Annotated in this window: 19 protein-coding genes and 1 tRNA gene; 11 read left to right on the top strand and 9 right to left on the bottom strand. The window is 63.1% G+C overall.

Features of this window, described 5'->3' with window-relative positions:
• Window positions 1-397 precede the first annotated feature (397 nt).
• The gene (locus IB272_RS26280) at window positions 398-1,279 is read right to left on the bottom strand and encodes an N-formylglutamate amidohydrolase (protein ID WP_192445421.1); all 882 of its coding nucleotides are present in this window, start codon (window positions 1,277-1,279) and stop codon (window positions 398-400) included.
• A 200-nt stretch (window positions 1,280-1,479) separates the two neighbouring features.
• On the opposite strand from IB272_RS26280, the gene cpdR1 reads away from it, so the two are divergent.
• From cpdR1 to IB272_RS26265, 3 genes are all read left to right on the top strand, one after another.
• Window positions 1,480-1,845 carry a response regulator CpdR1 gene (cpdR1, locus tag IB272_RS26275; protein WP_034786813.1) on the top strand — a complete coding sequence of 122 codons (366 nt, stop codon included), beginning with the start codon at window positions 1,480-1,482 and terminating at the stop codon, window positions 1,843-1,845.
• 261 nt (window positions 1,846-2,106) lie between these two features.
• A tRNA-Val gene (locus IB272_RS26270) sits at window positions 2,107-2,181 on the top strand.
• 576 nt (window positions 2,182-2,757) lie between these two features.
• On the top strand, window positions 2,758-3,450 hold the full coding sequence (locus IB272_RS26265; RefSeq protein ID WP_034786814.1) for an alpha/beta hydrolase: 693 nt from the start codon (window positions 2,758-2,760) through the stop codon (window positions 3,448-3,450).
• Window positions 3,451-3,541: 91 nt separating this feature from the next.
• On the opposite strand, the gene IB272_RS26260 is transcribed toward IB272_RS26265, so the two are convergent.
• The 4 genes from IB272_RS26260 to IB272_RS26245 form a co-directional block, all read right to left on the bottom strand.
• A complete protein-coding gene (locus tag IB272_RS26260) occupies window positions 3,542-3,817 on the bottom strand; it encodes a hypothetical protein (protein WP_060581299.1) in 276 nt (91 codons plus the stop codon).
• 33 nt (window positions 3,818-3,850) lie between these two features.
• Entirely contained in the window at window positions 3,851-4,042 is a 192-nt protein-coding gene (locus tag IB272_RS26255) for a hypothetical protein (RefSeq protein WP_060530585.1), read from the bottom strand.
• 85 nt (window positions 4,043-4,127) lie between these two features.
• Window positions 4,128-5,066 (bottom strand): 4-hydroxy-tetrahydrodipicolinate synthase, encoded by a 939-nt coding sequence (gene dapA / locus IB272_RS26250; RefSeq protein ID WP_060581298.1) that lies wholly within the window; start codon window positions 5,064-5,066, stop codon window positions 4,128-4,130.
• A gap of 11 nt (window positions 5,067-5,077) precedes the next feature.
• A complete protein-coding gene (locus IB272_RS26245) occupies window positions 5,078-5,569 on the bottom strand; it encodes a hypothetical protein (protein WP_113135919.1) in 492 nt (163 codons plus the stop codon).
• Window positions 5,570-5,870: 301 nt separating this feature from the next.
• Between IB272_RS26245 and ilvD the strand changes: the two genes are divergently transcribed.
• The gene (gene ilvD / locus IB272_RS26240; RefSeq protein WP_060581296.1) at window positions 5,871-7,709 is read left to right on the top strand and encodes a dihydroxy-acid dehydratase; all 1,839 of its coding nucleotides are present in this window, start codon (window positions 5,871-5,873) and stop codon (window positions 7,707-7,709) included.
• A 159-nt stretch (window positions 7,710-7,868) separates the two neighbouring features.
• Window positions 7,869-8,297: a lipocalin-like domain-containing protein gene (locus IB272_RS26235; protein ID WP_034786824.1), complete on the top strand. Its 429-nt coding sequence runs from the start codon at window positions 7,869-7,871 to the stop codon at window positions 8,295-8,297.
• Between the two features lie 18 nt (window positions 8,298-8,315).
• Here IB272_RS26235 and IB272_RS26230 read toward each other — a convergent pair whose 3' ends face one another.
• Both IB272_RS26230 and IB272_RS26225 read right to left on the bottom strand, forming a co-directional pair.
• Window positions 8,316-8,720: a GFA family protein gene (locus IB272_RS26230; RefSeq protein ID WP_060581295.1), complete on the bottom strand. Its 405-nt coding sequence runs from the start codon at window positions 8,718-8,720 to the stop codon at window positions 8,316-8,318.
• 141 nt (window positions 8,721-8,861) lie between these two features.
• Complete coding sequence (locus tag IB272_RS26225; RefSeq protein WP_060581294.1) at window positions 8,862-9,269, bottom strand: GFA family protein; 408 nt, start codon at window positions 9,267-9,269, stop codon at window positions 8,862-8,864.
• Window positions 9,270-9,364: 95 nt separating this feature from the next.
• Here IB272_RS26225 and IB272_RS26220 point away from each other — a divergent pair, with 95 nt between their 5' ends.
• Window positions 9,365-9,838, top strand: coding sequence for a helix-turn-helix domain-containing protein (locus IB272_RS26220; protein WP_113135924.1), 474 nt, complete (start codon window positions 9,365-9,367; stop codon window positions 9,836-9,838).
• 11 nt (window positions 9,839-9,849) lie between these two features.
• On the opposite strand, the gene IB272_RS26215 is transcribed toward IB272_RS26220, so the two are convergent.
• The gene (locus IB272_RS26215) at window positions 9,850-10,296 is read right to left on the bottom strand and encodes a MarR family winged helix-turn-helix transcriptional regulator (RefSeq protein WP_060581293.1); all 447 of its coding nucleotides are present in this window, start codon (window positions 10,294-10,296) and stop codon (window positions 9,850-9,852) included.
• Window positions 10,297-10,357: 61 nt separating this feature from the next.
• Between IB272_RS26215 and IB272_RS26210 the strand changes: the two genes are divergently transcribed.
• The 4 genes from IB272_RS26210 to IB272_RS26195 all read left to right on the top strand — a co-directional run bounded on the left by IB272_RS26210 (window position 10,358) and on the right by IB272_RS26195 (window position 14,830).
• Window positions 10,358-11,086 carry a thioredoxin family protein gene (locus IB272_RS26210; RefSeq protein WP_192445420.1) on the top strand — a complete coding sequence of 243 codons (729 nt, stop codon included), beginning with the start codon at window positions 10,358-10,360 and terminating at the stop codon, window positions 11,084-11,086.
• A gap of 100 nt (window positions 11,087-11,186) precedes the next feature.
• On the top strand, window positions 11,187-11,663 hold the full coding sequence (locus tag IB272_RS26205) for a DUF1579 domain-containing protein (protein WP_060581291.1): 477 nt from the start codon (window positions 11,187-11,189) through the stop codon (window positions 11,661-11,663).
• Window positions 11,664-11,791: 128 nt separating this feature from the next.
• Window positions 11,792-12,559 (top strand): VOC family protein, encoded by a 768-nt coding sequence (locus IB272_RS26200; RefSeq protein ID WP_060581290.1) that lies wholly within the window; start codon window positions 11,792-11,794, stop codon window positions 12,557-12,559.
• 453 nt (window positions 12,560-13,012) lie between these two features.
• Window positions 13,013-14,830 carry a GGDEF domain-containing protein gene (locus IB272_RS26195; RefSeq protein ID WP_192445419.1) on the top strand — a complete coding sequence of 606 codons (1,818 nt, stop codon included), beginning with the start codon at window positions 13,013-13,015 and terminating at the stop codon, window positions 14,828-14,830.
• Here the strand turns inward: IB272_RS26195 and IB272_RS26190 are convergent.
• Window positions 14,802-15,713: a LysR family transcriptional regulator gene (locus IB272_RS26190; RefSeq protein ID WP_060581288.1), complete on the bottom strand. Its 912-nt coding sequence runs from the start codon at window positions 15,711-15,713 to the stop codon at window positions 14,802-14,804. The genes IB272_RS26195 and IB272_RS26190 overlap by 29 nt on opposite strands.
• A gap of 129 nt (window positions 15,714-15,842) precedes the next feature.
• Here IB272_RS26190 and IB272_RS26185 point away from each other — a divergent pair, with 129 nt between their 5' ends.
• Window positions 15,843-16,877: an aldo/keto reductase gene (locus IB272_RS26185; protein ID WP_034786838.1), complete on the top strand. Its 1,035-nt coding sequence runs from the start codon at window positions 15,843-15,845 to the stop codon at window positions 16,875-16,877.
• Window positions 16,878-16,879: the final 2 nt, after the last annotated feature.

The following is a 16,879-nucleotide window of genomic DNA, read 5'->3' as shown; positions in this document are numbered from 1 at the left end:
AGACGAAATTTGTCGAAAGGCAAACGACCGAGCACGCCCACCTGCGGGCGTCGTCGGCGTCAGGGCCGGAGCATTTCGCACTGCACCACGACCGCTTCGCACTTCAAACGCGACTTTGGAGAATTCAATCGGTTGATTCGCCATTTCCGGCTGAAAAACTTTTGACGCGACGCAAAAGTTTTCACCAGCAAACTTGACATTTGTGCAGTGCAATATTATGGTTTTCCTACAGTCACCTGTGACTGTAAATACCCTCCTTGGGTGTTTCCTCCCTAGACTTGACCGCGCCGTTGGCGCGGTTTTTTTTGAACCTCCCCGACAGCAAAATACCAAGCGTCGCCAGTACCTTGCTGGACGCCATCCCGCTTTGCCGGTTGTTCCTGGTTTTTGGGAAAGGCTACTCGGCCGCCAGCGGCAGGTAAGCGCCGTAGTCCTCGACGTGGCGGGCAAGCGAGCCGATGAAGGTCGTGAGATCGGCAACCAGCGCACCGAAGCCAGGTCTGCGCACCAGCGTCGCCTCGTCGACATAGAGCGCCCGGTTGATCTCGATCTGCAGCGCATGCAGCCCGCGCGTCGGTCGGCCGTAATGCTCGGTGATGAAGCCGCCGGCATAAGGCTTGTTGCGCACGACGCTGTAGCCGAGCTGCTGCAGCAGATCAACCGCAGCGCGCGAAAGCTCACCGGCAGCACTGGTACCGTAACGGTCGCCGATGATGAAGTCGGGCCGCTGGGCGCTGCCCGGCAGATGCACATTGCCCGGCATCGAGTGGCAGTCGATCAGCACCGAGAGGCCGAACTGCACGTGTGTGCGCGCGATCAGCTTGCGCAAGGTGGCGTGATAGGGCTTGTAGATCGTCTCGATCCGCGTCAGCGCGTCCTCGACCGGGAACCGTCCACGATAGATTTCCATGTTCTCGGCCACCAGCCGCGGGATCGTTCCGAGCCCGCCTGCGACGCGCATCGAGCTGATGTTGGCATGCGGCGGTAGCGGCCCGTCGAACATGCGCGGATCGAGTTCGTATGGCTCGCGGTTGACGTCGAGGAAGGCGCGCGGGAAATGCGCAAGCAGCATCGGCGCGCCGAGGAACGTCGCGTTCTGGAACAGCTCATCGACATAGTGGTCTTCCGACCGGCGAATCGAAAGCGCGTCGAGCCTGGACTGGTCGAGAAAACTCTGGGGATAGGAGCGGCCGCTGTGCGGCGAATTGAACACAAAGGGAATGCGCTGGATTGGAGGTTCAAGGACCTCGAACAGTTCCCTCTCCGCAATTTCCCCCATCTGAACCCTTTTTTACCATATGCGGTACTTGCAATTGTCATCATGTTGCCAGTTGGCCCGCTCTGTGTCCATAGTGGCCAATCACAGCATCCCGGGGAATTGACGTCCCGCGTTCACGAGATATTTACCGCGTTGCGGTTTGGATAAAACGCCGCAATCTACGCGCAATGAACTGAATAAAGAGAAGCACGGCCCAATTCATGACTGCGAAAATCCTTCTTGCCGAAGACGACAACGACATGCGCCGGTTCCTGGTGAAGGCGCTGGAAAAAGCCGGCTACAAGGTCATGTCCTATGACAACGGCGCCAGCGCTTACGACCGGCTTCGCGAAGAACCGTTCTCGCTCCTTTTGACCGACATCGTCATGCCTGAGATGGACGGCATCGAACTGGCGCGGCGCGCGACGGAACTCGACCCGGACCTCAAGGTCATGTTCATCACCGGCTTTGCCGCCGTTGCGCTCAACCCCGACAGCAAGGCGCCGAAGGATGCCAAGGTGCTGTCCAAGCCCTTCCACCTGCGTGACCTCGTCGACGAGGTCAACAAGATGCTGGCTGCTGCCTGATCAAGGCAGTTTTTCCACAGGCGCGACGTCCCGCGACTGTAAAGAATGCGACTTAGAACCGACCGCCGCGATCCACAGGGATCTCCGGCGGTCTTTTCGTTTCAATACCTTAGCAGAAACCCAGCAAATCCGGCGTCTTGCCGGTGTCTCATCGACGCCGCCCCCATGGGGAAAATCACCGCCTCTAAATTTCTGTCAAAAAACCTTCGAAAACCCTATTGACGCGACAACGGCTTTTGTGGTCTATGCGCCACATCGGATGGGCGTGTAGCTCAGCGGGAGAGCACTACGTTGACATCGTAGGGGTCACAAGTTCGATCCTTGTCACGCCCACCATTCGAATTCAAAGGCCTTTCGAGAAATCGAAAGGCCTTTTTCGTTTCCCTCGATTTCTTCCTGGCAGCAACAGACGAACGGCCCGCTCGCCGCGGCCTTGATCAAAACGCTGTGCGCCAAGTTGCCCACAGCCAACGCTCAGACTTTGGTCCGACGGGGGCCGGCAAAGGTCCGGGGCGCATTGTCGAATCGGCTTCGCAGTGACTTGATGCCGATGCGCCCGGAAGCACAGCCCGCCTCCTGGGCGCAACCGGTCCCAGAGCGATGCCCCGTAGCCCCAATACGCCGCTCTGGGACCCCGTCTTCTCCTCATCCTGTCGCCATCGGCCTGCCATCGCGGCCACCGCCTGCGGGGACGCGCAGGGTTGGTCTTCCGTCACGAAAATTTGTGGTTTGCGTCATGGAACGCACGCCTTCCCGCCCTAATTTACGTCTGCAATCTCAACGCCTTGCCACGCGCCAGGCGCAAAGCAAGGGAACCCACCAAAACCGACGACGGGCAGCATGCCTCGCCTCACCACGAGCGAGTGTGATGCCGAACCGAGCACCTCTCCATTCGAGCGAAAGGAACTGATCATGCCGGCAGTCAAGAACATCGTGCTTGTGCACGGCGCCTGGGGCGATGCCTCCCATTGGCGCCACGTCATTCCGCCGCTCCACGCCAAGGGCTACAGAATTGCCGCGGTTCAGAACCCGCTGACCTCGCTTGCCGACGACGTCGAGCGCACCCGCAAGCTGGCCGAATCGCTCGAGGGCCCGACCCTGCTCGTCGGCCACTCCTATGGTGGTGCTGTTATCAGCGGCGCCGGTCATGCGGCCAACGTCGTCGGGCTCGTCTATGTCGCGGCCTTCGCGCCGGATGAAGGCGACAGCCTCGGCAGCATCTTTGCAAGGCGCGAGCCGCCATCCGGCGCCGCCAGCATCCGTCCCGACAAGGACGGCTTCCTCTGGCTGGCGCAGGATACGTTCCGTGAGAGTTTCGGCCAGGACCTGAGCGAGACCGAAGCACTGGTCATGGCGGTCGCACAGAAACCGATCGCCGGGCGTTGCTTCGAGGACAAGGCCGGGGCTCCCGCCTGGAAGACGAAGCCCAGTTGGTACCAGGTCTCGCGCCACGACCACATGATCCCGCCGGAAACCGAACAATGGATGGCCGAGCGCATCAAGGCGAAGAAGATCATCACGCTCGATGCCAGCCACGCCTCCCTTGCCTCGCACGCCAAGGAGATCGTGGCGCTGATCGACGAGGCGATCGCTTCGCTCGGCTGAGCGTCCGCCAGCGCAGCACCCCGACAAGAGAAAACCCCGCCAGCGCCGAGCTGGTGGGGTTTCTTCCTTACGCCTGCATCAGGATGCGGCGTCAGGCATAGGCGCCGCGCCGGCGCTGTCGCATGGCCCTCGGCCTGCGCGAAAACGTATCAAGGTCGATGGCCGCCCCTTCCGGCGCGCGACACACCTCCTCCGGATGCCGGTCGCTCGCTTCCACGGCGAAATGGATTGCGGCGCTCTCATTGGTAAAGAGGCCGCCGACGAGACCCTTGCGGTCGGATACGACCCACCAGCCGTGCCGGTCGCGGCCGACGACGAAACGCGCGCGCGCCAGGAAACCACGACGGATCTGCTGAATACTGCCCATGATCGAACAATCCTTGTTGACGAAAGCGAAGCCTTAGCCGGCAATCCACGGAAGTGCCGCCTGGATGCCGTAGGCAAGGCCGAGGACGACGGCGAGCCTGATGCCGATACCGAGAAAGGCATCGCGAACGGCGCTGTCCCTGGGCGGAAGGCGCTCGGCGCGCTCGCTGCTTTCGACGCGCCGGCGCTCAGCGGCGCGCGCGGCAAGATGGGGGAAACGGGACATGGTCTTTCCTTTCGGGTGAGATGGATGCGGACGGCGGGAGCCGCCGCGGCAATCGGGCACGATAGATCCGTGCGAGGACGAACCGTCAGCCAGCAAGCGCGATGCGCACCCCGCGGCCGATCAGGGTGGGGGCCGGAAGCTCGGTCAGCGGTTCGAGCGCCGCGCGGATCTCGGCCGCCGTCTCCGGCGCCACCTGCGTCAACGGCAAGCGCACCTCCGGGCTGAGCGCCCGCACCAGGTGCAATGCGTATTTCACCGGCCCCGGATTGGTCTCGCGCTCAAGCGCCGTGAGCAGCGGGCGGAGGCGCTCATGAAGGGCGAGCGCCGCTGCGACATTTCCGGTCGTGACAGCCTGGTGCATGGCGACCACCAGCCGCGGCATGACATTGGACGCCACCGAGATGGTGCCGTGACCGCCGCAGAAATTGAACGGCAGCGCCGTCTGGTCGTGACCCGAGAGCTGCATGAGCCTGGCCTTGAGGGCTGGCGACGAAGACAGGAAGCGACCGACGTCGCCGGTGGCGTCCTTGATGCCGACGACATTTTGAAGCTCCGCCAGCCGCTCGATCGTCCGCGCGGCGAGATCGACCCCGGTGCGCGAGGGCACATTGTAGATGATGACGGGAAGATCCACCGCCCGGGCGACCGCCTCGAAGTGGCGATAAAGCCCCTCCTGCGACGGCTTGCTGTAATAGGGCGCAACGACGAGCGCCGCGTCGGCGCCGAGCGTCCTGGCTTCTGCCGTCAGTTCGATCGTCGTCGCAGTACTGTTGGTGCCGGTTCCGGCAATAACCGGGATCTTGCGTTCCGCCACCTCGACGCAGCGTTCGATCACCATGGCCCGTTCCGCCCGCGACAGCGTCGGCGCCTCACCGGTGGTGCCACAGGCGACGATGCCGGAAATGCCGTGTCGGATCTGCCATTCCACGAGCGACATCAGGCCGACGACATCAACCTTGCCGTCCCGGAACGGTGTGACGAGCGCCGTGATCGCGCCTTCGAGGCGCAGCGAATGTATGTTCATGGAAATATCCTTCAGGTGGGAAGTTGGCCACGGCCGGCAGCAGCCGCAAGCTGATGGCCGCGGCAGGAGCGCAGGAAGGCGCCAAGGATCGCCGCGGCAAGGTCGGCATGCCGTGCCTTGAAGGTGATGCGGCCGGCTCCGGTTGGCTGATAGCGCAGCGCGCAGGTCCACAGCCCGAACTCGTGACTGAGCGTTCGAAGGCACAGTTTCGCTTCGGTCGCCGACGTCAGGTGAATGACGGCATCGACCAGCGCATCGGCGGCCATCAGTTCACGGAACCGACGCGACGGCCATTCTCCAGCCGTCAGGTCCGGCAGGTCCGCGATCACCCGCACCGCCTCCCAGACATGATGCTCGCGCAGGCGGCGAACGGCGGTGAGCCGCAGCATGAGCGCATCGAGCGCTTCCGGAGCCCTTTCGCCACCTGTGAGTTCACGGCCCGCATCGACCTCGCGTAGAGCCCCGGGCAAATGACGGTGGATGTTGAAATCCTGGAGAGACATGGCACGCATCCCTATTCGATGCGACAAGGCTAGACCCGGCAGGCGTCCAGTTTCGATTGCGACTTCAGGCGCTCGACATAAGATTTCCGTAAAGCGCTTCGACGGGTGTTGTCCAAGGCGCCGGCCGCGGTCTAGATTTGATTTCCGAAGCGGCGAAAGCCTGGCGCGACAGCGCGCGTAGCGTCGAAATAATCTGACGCAAAAGATGACGCGCGCGCAATTTTGCGCTAGGTAGCCCCTTCGGTGGCGATCAGGGATCGCCATTCCCGAGCAATACCCCTTGTCCGTGAAGGAACATGCCATGCCTGCCTATCGCTCACGTACCACCACCCACGGCCGCAACATGGCCGGTGCCCGCGGCCTCTGGCGCGCGACGGGCATGAAGGACAGCGATTTTGGCAAGCCGATTGTTGCGGTGGTGAACTCGTTCACCCAGTTCGTGCCCGGCCACGTGCACCTTAAGGATCTTGGCCAGCTCGTCGCCCGCGAGATCGAGGCTGCCGGCGGCGTCGCCAAGGAATTCAACACCATCGCCGTCGACGACGGCATCGCCATGGGTCACGACGGCATGCTCTATTCGTTGCCGTCGCGCGAAATCATCGCCGATAGCGTCGAGTACATGGTCAACGCCCACTGCGCCGACGCCATGGTCTGCATCTCCAACTGCGACAAGATCACGCCCGGCATGCTGATGGCGGCGCTGCGCCTCAACATCCCCGCCGTCTTCGTTTCCGGCGGCCCGATGGAAGCCGGCAAGGTCGTGCTGCACGGCAAGACGCATGCACTCGACCTGGTCGACGCCATGGTCGCCGCAGCCGACGACAACGTCTCGGACGAGGACGTCAAGGTCATCGAACGCTCGGCCTGCCCGACCTGCGGCTCTTGCTCCGGCATGTTCACCGCCAACTCGATGAACTGTCTGACCGAAGCGCTCGGCCTGTCGCTGCCCGGCAACGGCTCGACGCTCGCCACCCACGCCGACCGCAAGCGCCTCTTCGTCGAGGCCGGCCACCTGGTCGTCGATCTCGCCCGCCGCTATTACGAGCAGGAAGACGAGAACGTGCTGCCGCGCAAGGTCGCCTCGAAGAAGGCGTTTGAAAACGCCATGGCGCTCGATATCGCCATGGGCGGTTCGACCAACACCGTGCTGCACATTCTCGCCGCGGCCCACGAGGGCGAGGTCGATTTCACCATGGCGGACATCGACCGCCTGTCGCGCAAGGTTCCCTGCCTGTCGAAGGTCGCTCCGGCGAAAAGCGACGTGCACATGGAAGACGTGCACCGTGCCGGCGGCATCATGTCGATCCTCGGCGAACTCGAGAAGGGCGGCCTCATCAACCGCGATTGCCCGACGGTCCACAGCGCCACGCTCGGCGACGCCATCGACCGCTGGGACATCACCCGCACGACCAGCGAAACCGTTCGCAACTTCTTCCGCGCGGCACCGGGCGGCATCCCGACCCAAGTGGCCTTCAGCCAGGAAGCGCGCTGGGACGAGCTCGACACCGACCGCGAAAAGGGCGTCATCCGCTCGGTCGAACATCCCTTCTCCAAGGATGGCGGCCTCGCCGTCTTGAAGGGCAACATCGCGATCGACGGCTGCATCGTGAAGACCGCGGGCGTCGACGAGAGCATCCTGAAGTTCTCCGGCCCGGCCCGCGTCTTCGAAAGCCAGGATGCGTCGGTCAAGGCGATCCTCGGCAACGAGATCAAGGCCGGCGACGTCGTCGTCATCCGCTATGAAGGCCCCAAGGGCGGCCCGGGCATGCAGGAAATGCTGTATCCGACGAGCTACCTGAAATCGAAGGGCCTCGGCAAAGTCTGCGCGCTGATCACCGACGGCCGCTTCTCCGGCGGCACCTCGGGCCTGTCGATCGGCCACGTTTCGCCGGAAGCGGCCAATGGCGGCACAATCGGCCTGGTGCGCGAAGGTGACATGATCGACATCGACATCCCGAACCGCACGATCAGCCTGCGCGTCGACGAGGCGGAACTTAGCCGTCGCCGCACTGAGCAGGACGCCCAGGGCTGGAAGCCGACCGAACAGCGCAAGCGCAAGGTGACGACGGCGCTCAAGGCCTATGCCGCCTTTGCCACCTCCGCCGACCGCGGTGCTGTGCGCGACCTCGGCGAACACTGACAGCTACGTTCTGGCAGCGCCCGAGCGGCGCAAGGAACGACGAAGGGCTCCTGCGCGTCGGGGGCCCTTTTCTTTGATCTCATCCTAGGGATCGGCCCGACTTTGCCGGACAGGAAGCATCTGCTATTTTAGTTTACCCTAAAATCAAACAGGTGGGTCATGGCGGACGAGTCTGGATTGCTCGGCACCTGGAAGATGCTTTCCTGGACGCGCGAGGTCGTCGCCACTGGCGAAGTCACCGATGCCATGGGCCCCGATCCTATCGGCTATCTCTCGTACTTTCCCGATGGCCGGATGACCGCCGTTGTGGTGAAACGCGATCGACCGCAGCTCAAAGGACTCGTGCCGTCTCACGACGAAAAGGCGGCACTGTTTGATTCCATGCTCGCCTATTCCGGCTCCTATTCGCTCAAGGACGGCCGGATCATCCATCATGTCGAGGCAAGCTGGAACCCGGCCTGGGGGGTCTCCGACCTGATCCGCCCCTTTGTCCTGCAAGGGGATAAGCTGGTGATCTACGGCGCGCCGGGCGTGGACCCGGCAACCGGCGAGGAGGTCATCTACCACCTCGAATTTCGCAAGATGTAACCAGCTTCGCTGTGGGCTTCAGAGGTGACGGGTCTCGGCTGGCGCGTGGAACCAGTTGTTGTTGCGCCCGTCCATGTACTGCACCGGTGCTTCGGCCAGCACCGCCGGATCGAGGTCGTCGAGGCAGGCGAGGTTGACGGAGTAATAGGCGCCGCCAATCTCCTCGATATAGCCGTGACCGAAGGCGGCAACGCCGCAGGTCCTGCAGAAGCGGTGATGCACGCTGTCGCTGCCGAACTGGTAGTCGGCGATATTGGCTTCGTCGCACTGCAGCCGGAAAGCGTCGGGCTTCACGACCGCCCCCCAGTAGCGCCGCTTCCAGCAAATCGAGCAGTTGCATTTGCCGGTGCCGGCATCGAGGTCGATGTCGGCCTCAAAGCGGATGTTTCCGCAATGGCAGCTTCCCTTATAGGTCAGTTTCATACCCGTCGCTCCTGCGTGGCGGGCCAGACAGGCCCCCTATTGCCGCCCACCCGGCAGGCGATATGCTGCCAGGTGAAGCTCATGCAGTCCATATGCCATATTGACAACATATTGTCAAATAGGAGCGAGATCTCGCACGCGTCAGAGATGACGGAATTCGGCAGGCGTTTCATCCCAGCGGTCGTTCCGGCCATCCAGATATTGCACCGACACCTTAGCCAGGACCGTCGGATCGACATCGTCCAGCGTTGCGACATTGATGCTGCAATAGGCGCCGCCGAGTTCCTCGACATAACCATGGCTATAGGAGGCGATGCCGCAGGCAGGGCAGAAGCGGTGGTTGCCAACCTTGGCGCCAAACTGATAGAGCCCAACCTGATCTTCCGGTGACAGGAGGCGAAAATCCCCCGGCTGGACCTGTGCACCCCAGTAGCGGGCCTTGCCACAGAACGAGCAATTGCATCGCGTCGTCCCGGCATCTAGATCGAAAGTCGCCTCGTATCTGACCTTGCCGCAATGGCAACCGCCGCTGTAAGTCCTTCTCGCCATGCTCTCATCTCCCTTGCTAAATTGACTTGCTGAAACGACCGCATCATGACAACATGATGTCATACAAACATTCACACGACGGTGGTGCTGTCAACATGAAAGATCCCGATCGGACACCCGCCGGAGACGCCTTTGCGGAGTTCGCCATATCGGTACTGCGGCTAGCGGGCCCGCTGACGCAGGCCGGCGACGCACTCGCCAAACCTTCCGGACAGACGAGCGCCCGCTGGCAGGTGCTGGCCGCGGCAAACCATGCGCCGATGTCGGTTGCCGATGCGGCACGCGCGCTCGGCCTTGCGCGCCAGGGGGTGCAGCGCATCGCCGATCTCTTGGAGGCCGAAGGGCTGATCGCCTACAGGGACAACCCGACCCACCAGAGGGCAAAGCTCATGGTTCTGACTGCGGCGGGAGAAACGGCACTGCACGACATCAAGGATCGGCAGGCGGCCTGGGCGGACGGCCTGGGCGGCGCACTCGGCGAACGACGGCTGCGGCAGGCCTCTGCCTTGATCGCCGAGGTGATCGAGGTGCTCAAGGAACGCCCCGCGCCAGAGCCGTCCGAGGACTGACCGGCCGCCCGTCAAGCCAGCCTTAAGAGATCGGCACGCAGGCGGTCCGAACCGCCGTCATCGAGCACCGGATCGAGCGCGTCATGCAGGTTCCGCCAGATCGGCACGGCGCGCGCCAGCAGCGCCTGCCCTTCGGTCGTCAGCCGCAATCGCCGCGACCGCCGGTCGTCGGCATCCGGGAAGCTTTCGACCAGGCCGCGCCGTTCCAGCGGCTTCAACGCCGCCGTCAAGGTCGTCCGGTCCATGGCGAGAAGCGACGCCACCGAGCCCATATTGGGCGGCGCCGGGCGGTTGAGCGACATCAGGAGAGAGAACTGTCCGTTGGTGATATCGAGCGGGCGCAGCGCCTCGTCGAACCGGCGGGCAATGGCGCGCGCGGCGCGTTGCACATGCAGGCAGAGGCAGGTGTCCTTCACATGCAGGGTAGTGTCGAACGAAACAAGCGGCATTTTTGACATGCCCGATTAATGTTGATATCAACGTAAATAGTCAAGTGCAACGTTGGAAGGAGGAACGGGCATGAGACAGGATAACGCAGTGGTATCGCCTGGAGAGTGGCTGAAAGCGCGCAAAGATCTGCTTGCGCTGGAAAAGGAACACACCCACGCACGCGACAAGGTCAATGCCGCCCGGCTGGCCTTGCCCTGGGTGAAGATGGAAAAGACCTACGTCTTCGATACGCGGGCGGGCCGCAAATCCCTGTCCGAGCTTTTCGACGGCCGCAGCCAGCTCATGGTCTACCATTTCATGTTCGGCCCCACCTGGGAGGCCGGTTGCCCCGGCTGCTCCTTCCTGGTCGATCACTTCGCCGGCATGCTGCCGCACCTCAACCATCACGACGTGACGCTGGTCGCCGCATCGAACGCACCGCTCGCAAAGATCGAAACCTACAAGAAACGCATGGAGTGGCATTTCCCCTGGGTCTCGGCGGAAGGCAACGGCTTCAACCATGACTTCCACGTGGCCTTTTCGCCAGACGAGCTCGCAAGCGGCAAAGTCGGGTACAACTTCACCGACATAGAAAGCGCCAATGCGCATGAGGAACTGCCCGGTCTCAGCGCCTTCCAGAAGGGCGAGGACGGCACGATCTACCACACCTATTCGTCCTATGCCCGCGGGCTCGAGGAACTCGTGGGCACACTGATGCTGCTCGACCGCGCACCCAAGGGGCGCAACGAGGACGGGACCATGAGCTTCGTTCGCCGCCACGACGAATATGATCGGGAGCCCGGACGCAAGGCGGGCTGAATTCCGCATCCCGGCGGACGGAACTTTTCGCCCGCAAAATCGTTTTGAGAACGCTCGCGTGCCGGGCCGAACGTCTGCGCCCGGTCAAGAAGGAAATCACGTGAGAGCAGAACCGGAAGAAGCGCACCGCTGGCTCGAGCAATTGCTGGGCGACTGGCACGTTCGCACGGCCGGCTCCGATGGCAAGCCCGATGGCAGCGGGCCCTGGACCGAGCATGTCCGGTCACTCGAAGGCCTCTGGATCGTCTGCGAGGGTCAGGGAACGATGCCGGGCGGCAGCTTCGGCCAGACGCTGATGACGCTCGGCTTCAATCCGCAGACAAAACGTTACGTCGGCACCTGGGTCGGTTCGATGATGAGCCACATGTGGATCTATGACGGAGAACTGGACGCGGACGGCACGTCCCTCTCCCTCCACTGCGAGGGACCGGATTTCGAAAACCCCGGCAGGACCATGCGCTACCGCGACGTCATCACGCTTGCCGGGCCATCCCGTCGGCTGCTGACGGCGCAGGCGCAGACAGCGGACGGAAACTGGAAAGACTTGATGACGGCGGAATACCTACGTCGGGATTGAAAGCCGCGCTGACGACGGCCTTGGCTGTTCGGCCACGCATCATGTCAGGCTGACCCGACGACAGTTCATTCGAACAGGCAAACAAGTGGCGCCAGATACGCCGCGCCAGAGCAAACCGGAGGAAGGCAATGGCAGATCACGGCAAATTCGTTTGGTACGAACTGATGACCACCGACATGGCGGCCGCCGAGACGTTCTACAAGGACGTGGTCGGCTGGGCCGCCAGCGATGCCGGCATGGCCGGCATCAGCTACACGCTGTTCAACGTCGGCGAGATTCCGGTGGCGGGATTGATGACCATGCCGGAAGGCGCGCTCGAAATGAACGTGCCGCCCGCCTGGCTCGGCTATGTCGGCGTCGACGATGTCGATGTGAGCGCCGCCAGCATCACCGCCAAGGGCGGCAAGGTGCACCGGGCGCCGGACGATATCCCGGGGATAGGGCGCTTCGCCGTGGTCACCGATCCGCACGGCGCGGTCTTCTCGATCTTCAAGGGTACGGGCGATCCGCCGCCGGTCACCGACCCGATGGCCCCCGGACTGATCGGCTGGCACGAGCTTGCCTCGGGCGACCTCGACACCGCCTTTCCCTTCTATTCCGAACTCTTCGGCTGGACGAAGGACCAGGGCATGGACATGGGCGAAATGGGCATCTACCAGATCTTCGCCCATGGCGGCGCCCCGATCGGCGGGATGATGACCAAGCCGAAGGAAGTGCCCGCGCCTTACTGGCTCTACTACATCAACGTACCGGCCATCGATGCCGCCATCGAACGCATCAAGGCTGGCGGCGGCAAGATCGTGCTGGAGCCGATGGAGGTCCCCGGAGGCGCCTGGATCGTTCAGGCGCTCGACCCGCAGGGCGCCCTCTTCGCACTGGTCGGGCCGAAGCGCTGAGACGACTGCATGTCTCCTTAAATCGTCCTCGACGTAAGGGAACAGACTTGCAGAAAATCAAAGTGTTACAGCGACCTTAACCCGTCTGATAAGACGCGCGGCGCTTTAGCGCCGCAGCACAGATCACGTTGCCGTGAAGAGTTGCTGAAGTAAAATGACGACCAACCAAGTCCAGGCCCGCTTTCGGCAAGAAGGCGGGCAGGATTTATTGCGATCATGGACCGGAAAGCGAATACGGGGGCCGCAAAGCTGGGGTCTGCCGTGCGCCGAGCGCATCCCTCGGTTGCGGATTAGCCCCTAGTATTTCAGGGTATTTCAAGCTTATTTAACATCTTATACGATAGCAGGGGCGGCAAGCACACTGATTTCGGATGGGTTTCTTGTCGGGTGGCAAGAATTTGTCGCGATTGTCGAGCAGACGGGCGGCGACATGAGTGGAGCAACTTCGCGCAAATGAGCAATAAGGGCAGCACCTATGCGTCCCCTCAGATGGGCGTAGGGGAAGCGGGTACGGCCAAGGCCCTGCGACGCAAGCTCCAATGGCTGGTGGCGATCGTCGTTGCCTGCACGGGCATTCTTGCGACCGAAATCATCGCCGCATCCTATAGCGACTTTGTCGTCGCGCGCCGCAACCTGACGGAAGTCATGGCCTTTTGCCGCGTCCTCGACGCCGCAAACTACCTCTCGGCCGAACGTGGCCCGTCCAACGGTGTGCTCGGCCTTGGCGTAGCGCCCGGCTCGACCGTCCAGGCGCGGCTGGCGGAGTTTCGTGCCCGCAGCGACGCGGCACTGGCTCAGATCACCGCCGACATCGACAATGCCAGCCGCTCCGAACCGGCCGGCGCGCTTTCGCCCATCCTGGTCGAGGTCCATCGTCGGCTGATGCTTGCGCGTGCGGAAGTCGATCGCATTGCGGCCCTTCCGCCGGAACGGCGGAACCTTGCCGAAATCGAAGCGACGATCGAGGCCATGTTCGGCGTGATCGATGCGCTTCGCCCCGCGATCGACTGGAACATTCAGCGCCTGACCAACACCGACCCGAACCTTGCGGGCATTGCCCTTGCAGCCCAGATGCTTGCCAATCTGCGTGAGGACGGCGGTCGCCTCGGCTCGCACGTCATGGCGCCCGTTGCCGTCGGCAAGCCGCTCGCGATCAAGAATCTGGCCGACAGCGAGCGCACGCGCGGCAGGCTGCAGGAGGTCTGGGCGATCGTCGGCAAGCCGGGCGCGCTTCCAGGCCTGGATCCGTCGAAGATCGGTGATCTCGCCAAGATCGACCGCGAGTTCTTTGCGGAAGGTTTTGCAATCATCGACAACATCGTCGCCGTCGGTAAACGCTCGGGCGACTACCCGATGACCGCCGAACAGCTCACCGACCTTTTCGTCCCGAAGATGAAACCGCTCGAAGATCTGCGTCGCGCCTTCATGGATTCGACCGTCGAGCGCCTGTCCGCCAACAAGACCCGCGCGTCGATCAAGCTCGCCGTGGCGAGCCTTGCGACCTTCTCGCTCTTCCTGATGTTGCTGATCTTGATGCGGCGCGCCCGATCGCTGGTGTTCGAACCGCTGCTTCTTGCGCGCCACAGCATCATCGAGCTTGCCAATGATCGCCCGATCGCGCGCCTTCAGGGCAAGGGTGGAGAAGGCGAAATGGGACGCCTGTTCGATGCGATCGATATTCTGCGCCAGCGCCTCGACGAGCGCACGCTGCTGATGCAGCATCTCGAACGCCAGGCGGAAACCGACGAACTGACCGGCCTGCTGAACCGCCGCGCGCTGGAGCTGATCGGCGGCGCGGAAGACACGGACGGAAAGGATCAGGACGCCTGTCTGATCCTGATGGACATCGACCATTTCAAGCAGATCAACGATACCCACGGCCATCTGATCGGCGACATCGTGCTTCAGGAAACCGCCCGCATCATCCGCAATTCCGTGCGCAATTCCGATCTCGTCGCCCGCTTCGGCGGTGAGGAGTTTGCCGTGATCACGCCCGGCGACAGCATCGAGTCCGCCCTTGCCCTTGCCGAAAGGATCAGGATCAACCTCGCGCACGAACCGATCGTCCTTGCCGACGGACGGAAGCTGAACGTCACCGCCAGCTTCGGCGTGGCCGAAGGCCGCAGCGCGAACGGTGGCTGGAAGCACCTGATCGAACTTGCCGATAACGAGCTCTATCGCGCCAAGTCCGAGGGCCGCAATCGCGTCTGCGGCCAGCCGGCCGACGCGACGCACCAGCCGTTCAAGGCGATGAAATCCGCGCGCGCTTAGCCAGGAAATCAAGTACCACCCGCACGCGCGCCGGCAGGGCTCCACCCTGCCCGTGGAACACCGCATGGAAGGCCTCGATGTCGCCCGGGTTCAAGTGCTCGGCGACCGCCGTCAGCCGGCCGCAACGGATATCCTCCTTGACCGTAAACGTGGGCAGTCGCGCCAGGCCGACACCGGCGAGCGTAAGCTGGCGCAAACCCTCGCCGTCGCTCACGCGGACCTGCTCCGTCGGCGCCAGCGTGAAAGGCTCCCCGTTCGACAGGAGCGGCCAGCCATCGATCGAACGCGCATAGCTATGGCTCAGCCTGTTCATCGCTTCGAGGTCGCCGACACTCTCGGGCATGCCGAACCGTTGAAGATAGGACGGCGCGCCCACGATCGTCATCGACGTGCTGCCGAGCTTGCGGGCGATCAGGCTCGAAGACTTCAGAGGACCGGCGCGCACGGCGATGTCGGCCCGCTCCGCCATCAGATCGACCACGGCGTCGGTCTGCAGGATATCGAGCGAGACCGATGGAAAGACCGAGAGAAACTCCGGCAGCACCGGCATCAGCACGTGCACCGCATAGGAAGCGCTGACGTTTAGCCGCACGCGGCCCTCGGGCGTTTCGCCTGAACCCGCCTCGCGCTCCGCCTCGTCGATATCGGCAAGGATGCGCACCGCCCGTTCATAGAAGGCACAGCCTTCCGCCGTCAGCTGCAGCCGCCGCGTCGAGCGGTTGATGAGCCGGACGCCGAGCCTTTCCTCCAGCCTCTGCACGAGCTTGCTGACGGCCGAGGGTGTCATGCAGCAGACCTTTGCCGCGGCCGAGAAGCCGCCGAGCTCCACCGCCTTGGCGAAAACCGCCATCTCCCCCGAACGGTTGATAGACAAGCGCGACATGTGACTTCAACTCACAAATGATGTTCTTTCATCCGGTCTACATCGCAAATGGCCGCGATACCACCTTCTCCTGGTGGGCGAGCGGACTTCCGCTCTCGCAAAGACAAAACCAACGAGGAGTTTGACGACATGGAATACAGACGGCTTGGATCATCGGGACTGAAAGTGCCTGCCTTGAGCTTCGGCGCCGGCACCTTTGGCGGCAAGGGGCCGCTCTTCAGCGCCTGGGGCAACAGCGACGCCGCGGAAGCCCGGCGGCTGATCGACATCTCGCTCGAAGCCGGCGTCAATCTCTTCGATACCGCAGACGTTTACTCCGACGGTGCGTCCGAGAGCGTGCTCGGCGCGGCCATCAAGGGCCGGCGTGATGCCGTGCTTCTCTCCACCAAGATGGCATTGCCGATGGGCGACGGACCGAACGACGCCGGCACGTCGCGCACGCGTCTCGTCAAGGGCGTCGACGATGCCTTGAAGCGGCTCGGCACCGACTACATCGACCTTTTGCAACTGCACGCCTTCGACGCGGGAACGCCGGTCGAGGAGGTGCTTTCGACACTCGACAGTCTGGTTGCCGCCGGCAAGCTGCGCTACGTCGGTGCCTCGAACTTTGCCGGCTGGCAATTGATGAAATCGCTGGCTGTCTCGGAGAAGCACGGCCTCGTGCGCCACGTCGCCCACCAGGTCTACTATTCGCTGGTTGGACGCGACTACGAATGGGAACTGATGCCGCTTGGCGCCGACCAAGGCGTCGGCGCTCTGGTCTGGAGCCCGCTCGGCTGGGGGCGTCTCACCGGCAAGATCCGCCGCGGCAAGCCGTGGCCCGAAGGCAGCCGCCTGCACGACACTGCGGCCTTCGGCCCACCGGTCGATGATGAGAAGCTCTACGATGTCGTCGACGTGCTCGACCAGCTCGCGGAGGAAACCGGCAAGACGATCCCGCAGATCGCCATCAACTGGCTGCTGCAGCGCCCGACGGTCTCGAGCGTCATCATCGGCGCCCGCAACGAGGAGCAGCTTCGCCAGAACCTCGGCGCCGTCGGCTGGTCGTTGTCAGCGGACCAGATCGCCCGACTCGACGCGGCGAGCCGAACGACGCCGGCCTACCCCTACTTCCCCTACTACCGCCAGGAGGGTTTTGCCCGCATCAATCCGCCGATCGTCTGACC

It is taken from the genome of Ensifer sp. ENS08 (assembly GCF_014852195.1).
Classification (GTDB): Bacteria; Pseudomonadota; Alphaproteobacteria; order Rhizobiales; family Rhizobiaceae; genus Ensifer; species Ensifer adhaerens.
The sequence above is the reverse complement of the archived record's forward strand: the minus strand, read 5'-3'. Positions and strand labels throughout refer to the sequence as shown.

Bases quoted from the DNA above. Each gene is read 5' to 3' on its own strand.
- IB272_RS26220 (WP_113135924.1), top strand. From the start codon at position 9,365: ATGAAAGATCCCGATCGGACACCCGCCGGAGACGCCTTTGCGGAGTTC.
- IB272_RS26200 (WP_060581290.1), top strand. From the start codon at position 11,792: ATGGCAGATCACGGCAAATTCGTTTGGTACGAACTGATGACCACCGAC.
- dapA (WP_060581298.1), bottom strand. From the start codon at position 5,066: ATGAACATACATTCGCTGCGCCTCGAAGGCGCGATCACGGCGCTCGTC.
- IB272_RS26235 (WP_034786824.1), top strand. From the start codon at position 7,869: ATGGCGGACGAGTCTGGATTGCTCGGCACCTGGAAGATGCTTTCCTGG.
- IB272_RS26245 (WP_113135919.1), bottom strand. From the start codon at position 5,569: ATGTCTCTCCAGGATTTCAACATCCACCGTCATTTGCCCGGGGCTCTA.
- IB272_RS26190 (WP_060581288.1), bottom strand. From the start codon at position 15,713: ATGTCGCGCTTGTCTATCAACCGTTCGGGGGAGATGGCGGTTTTCGCC.
- ilvD (WP_060581296.1), top strand. From the start codon at position 5,871: ATGCCTGCCTATCGCTCACGTACCACCACCCACGGCCGCAACATGGCC.
- IB272_RS26260 (WP_060581299.1), bottom strand. From the start codon at position 3,817: ATGGGCAGTATTCAGCAGATCCGTCGTGGTTTCCTGGCGCGCGCGCGT.
- cpdR1 (WP_034786813.1), top strand. From the start codon at position 1,480: ATGACTGCGAAAATCCTTCTTGCCGAAGACGACAACGACATGCGCCGG.
- IB272_RS26280 (WP_192445421.1), bottom strand. From the start codon at position 1,279: ATGGGGGAAATTGCGGAGAGGGAACTGTTCGAGGTCCTTGAACCTCCA.
- IB272_RS26230 (WP_060581295.1), bottom strand. From the start codon at position 8,720: ATGAAACTGACCTATAAGGGAAGCTGCCATTGCGGAAACATCCGCTTT.
- IB272_RS26210 (WP_192445420.1), top strand. From the start codon at position 10,358: ATGAGACAGGATAACGCAGTGGTATCGCCTGGAGAGTGGCTGAAAGCG.
- IB272_RS26225 (WP_060581294.1), bottom strand. From the start codon at position 9,269: ATGGCGAGAAGGACTTACAGCGGCGGTTGCCATTGCGGCAAGGTCAGA.
- IB272_RS26265 (WP_034786814.1), top strand. From the start codon at position 2,758: ATGCCGGCAGTCAAGAACATCGTGCTTGTGCACGGCGCCTGGGGCGAT.
- IB272_RS26195 (WP_192445419.1), top strand. From the start codon at position 13,013: ATGAGCAATAAGGGCAGCACCTATGCGTCCCCTCAGATGGGCGTAGGG.
- IB272_RS26185 (WP_034786838.1), top strand. From the start codon at position 15,843: ATGGAATACAGACGGCTTGGATCATCGGGACTGAAAGTGCCTGCCTTG.
- IB272_RS26215 (WP_060581293.1), bottom strand. From the start codon at position 10,296: ATGTCAAAAATGCCGCTTGTTTCGTTCGACACTACCCTGCATGTGAAG.
- IB272_RS26255 (WP_060530585.1), bottom strand. From the start codon at position 4,042: ATGTCCCGTTTCCCCCATCTTGCCGCGCGCGCCGCTGAGCGCCGGCGC.